The 2,926-nt window shown below is 53.9% G+C and carries 1 protein-coding gene and 1 pseudogene; both read left to right on the forward strand.

What is annotated here, in order from left to right:
- Window positions 1-2,383: calcium-binding protein (locus MES37_RS23930; RefSeq protein ID WP_443107962.1), on the forward strand; the 2,383-nt coding region annotated here is incomplete at its 5' end.
- Between the two features lie 10 nt (window positions 2,384-2,393).
- Window positions 2,394-2,926 (forward strand): annotated as a pseudogene (locus MES37_RS23935) (type I secretion system permease/ATPase); the annotation flags it as partial.

Genomic DNA, 2,926 nt, shown 5'->3' on the forward strand with positions numbered 1-2,926 from the left:
CAACAGCACGATTATCGGCCACGACGTACTGAACGGCCAGGGTAACGACACTGACTACGATGGCGAAGCCGGCGACGACATCATGGTTCAAGGTGCGGGGATTCAGCGCAACAATGGCATGGCCGGTTTCGACTGGGCAATCCATAAAGGCGACACGAACGGCGCAAACGCTGACCTCGGTATTCCAATTTTCGTCAACCAACAAGAGTTTATTCTGCGCGACCGTTTCGACCTGGTTGAAGGGTTATCGGGATGGAAACATGACGATGTCTTAGTCGGGACAGAACGCCCTATCGGCACCGCGCCAGTTCAGGGCGCCCCGCTCTCCAATAATCTGACCCAGGAAGGTGCAGACAGGATCACCGGGCTACAGAGCATTCTTGGTGTTGAACACTCCGCTGACCCCAATGCGGTGCTGTTTAACCCTGATGATGGCAGCGATATTTTACTCGGTGGCGGCGGTAGCGACCGCATGACGGGTAAAGAAGGTAACGACATCATTGATGGTGATGCGTGGCTGAACGTGCGAATCGCAGTCAGCGGGATGCCGGGTGTGACCAGTGCCGACAGCATGAACGAGCTGAAATCCTACATGCTCAACGGTACCTTAAAGCCCGACCAGCTCTCGATTGTGCGCGAAATCCTCCAAGAAGGTGATGGCAGTGAAACTGATGTTGCGGTGTACCGCGATGTCAGCAGCAACTACGCCTTTACCCGCATGGCGGATGGCAGCCTCAGAGTCGACCACGCCACCCCGAATGCCGCATTGAATCTCAATGATGGTATTGACCGCCTGCTGAACATCGAAAAACTGGAGTTTGGTAACGGTGAGCAGTTATGGGTCACGGCGCAACAGGGCGTCGGCGATCTCACCATCAGCAGTGCTACGCCACAGGTGGGCGATCTGCTGCGGGTTAACGTCGCTAACTTGCAGGATGGCAACGGTCTGGCGGCGAATGTGGCGATGACGTTGACATGGCAGGCATTTGTCGGTGGCACATGGCTGAATCAGGCAGTTGGCGCAGAGTTCAGAGTTCCTGGAACCATTCAGGGTGCGCCACTGCGCGTGGTTGCCAGTTTCAACGACCGAATGGGCGATGCTGAAACCTTAGTGTCCGGGCAAACACAGGCTGTGATGCCACGAGATCAAGCAACCACCGGTACTCCGGTTATCAACGACCTAACGCCAACAGAGAGCATAACGCTGACCGCCGTTGTCTCCGGTATTGCTGATGCTGACGGCCTGAGCGGCGGTAACTTTAGCTACCAATGGCGAATGAGTAACGGGAACGGCTTTACCAATATTGCCGGTGCCACTGCCGCGACTTACACGCCAGGCCAGGGGATGGTTGGCCGGACTTTGCAGGTGGTGGTGACCGTGGTTGATGATGAAGGCAACGCCCCTGTTGTCCTGACCTCTTCCACCACCCAGCCTATTGGCGACCTTATTGTTGGCACGAATACCGGGAACACCCTCGTCGGAACCGCGTGGAGCGATATCCTGCGTGGTGAAGGTGGCAACGACACCTTGCAAGGTCGTGCAGGCGACGATCTGTTAGCCGGCGGTGTGGGTAACGACAACCTGTTCGGTGAAGCGGGACAAGATACCCTACAAGGTGATGCAGGTAACGACAGTCTTGATGGCGGCCTGGGTGCCGATAGCCTGGCTGGCGGTGCCGGAAACGACACTTATATCGTGGATGATGCTGGCGACATGGTCATTGAAGAGGTGAATGGCGGAACGGACGTCGTCCAGACCAACCTTGGCAGCTACGACTTAACCGATAACGTTGAAGATCTGACATTCACCGGGCAAGGCAGTTTCATCGGCACCGGGAACGCCCTTTCCAACACTATCACCGGTGGCAACGGCAACGACTTCTTGTTCGGCATGGGCGGAAACGACCAGTTGCTGGGCGGGCAAGGAAATGACTTCCTCGATGGTGGTGACGGTGTCGACAACCTACAAGGCGGCAATGGCAACGACGTCATGATTGGCGGCGCGGGTGCTGATGTGCTGGCTGGCGGCGTCGGCAACGACATCCTTAATGGTCAGGCTGGCAATGACAACATGGACGGCGGTACGGGTGACGACATCTTCGCCTTCAGCGCAAGCTTCGGGCAAGACCGTATTACCGGTTTCGACAGTAATGCCAATGGCGGGCAGGATTACCTCGACCTGAGTTTGCTGGGCATCACTTCCGATACTTTTGCCGGCAGCGTGGTCATTAACGGAAGCAATGGCAACACCATTGTGACCGTTGGTACTGATGCCATCACGTTAGTTGGCATCAACGCCACCACCGTCAATATTGGTGATTTTATCCTGGAAATACCGAACACCTTTGCCGCAAACAACGGCAATAACTCACTGATCGCGTAAGGAGAAGACTATGTCGCGCCAGCATACGCCAACAGAACTGAAGAATGCGTTAAAGGGAACGAAGCCCACATTTATTACGCTGCTGTTTTTTAGTTGTGTGATTAATATGCTTATGCTGGCGCCGGCAATCTATATGTTGCAGGTTTATGACCGTGTTCTGGTGAGTAAAAACACCACAACCTTACTGATGTTAACGTTATTGATTGTCGGCTTATATATCGTGATTGCGTTAATTGAGTCTGCCCGTTCCAGTGTGATGGTCCGGTTGGGCAACAGACTTGATGTAAAATTAAGCCAGTTAGTCTTTAATGCGGCGTTTAAACGCAAAGTCGCAACCGGCGAAAATAACCCTGCGCAAGCGTTGGCAGAATTAGACCAAATTCGTCAGTTTCTTTCCGGTAACAGCTTATTTGCGCTACTGGATATTCCATGGACTCCGGTTTATTTGTTTATCGCGTTTATTGTCCACCCACTGCTGGGGTACCTGGCGCTGGGCGGGATACTGATATTATTTATCCTCACCTTAGTGTCTGAATTTTCCAC

The sequence above is a fragment of the Buttiauxella sp. S19-1 genome, from assembly GCF_022134725.1.
GTDB lineage: Bacteria > Pseudomonadota > Gammaproteobacteria > Enterobacterales > Enterobacteriaceae > Buttiauxella > Buttiauxella ferragutiae.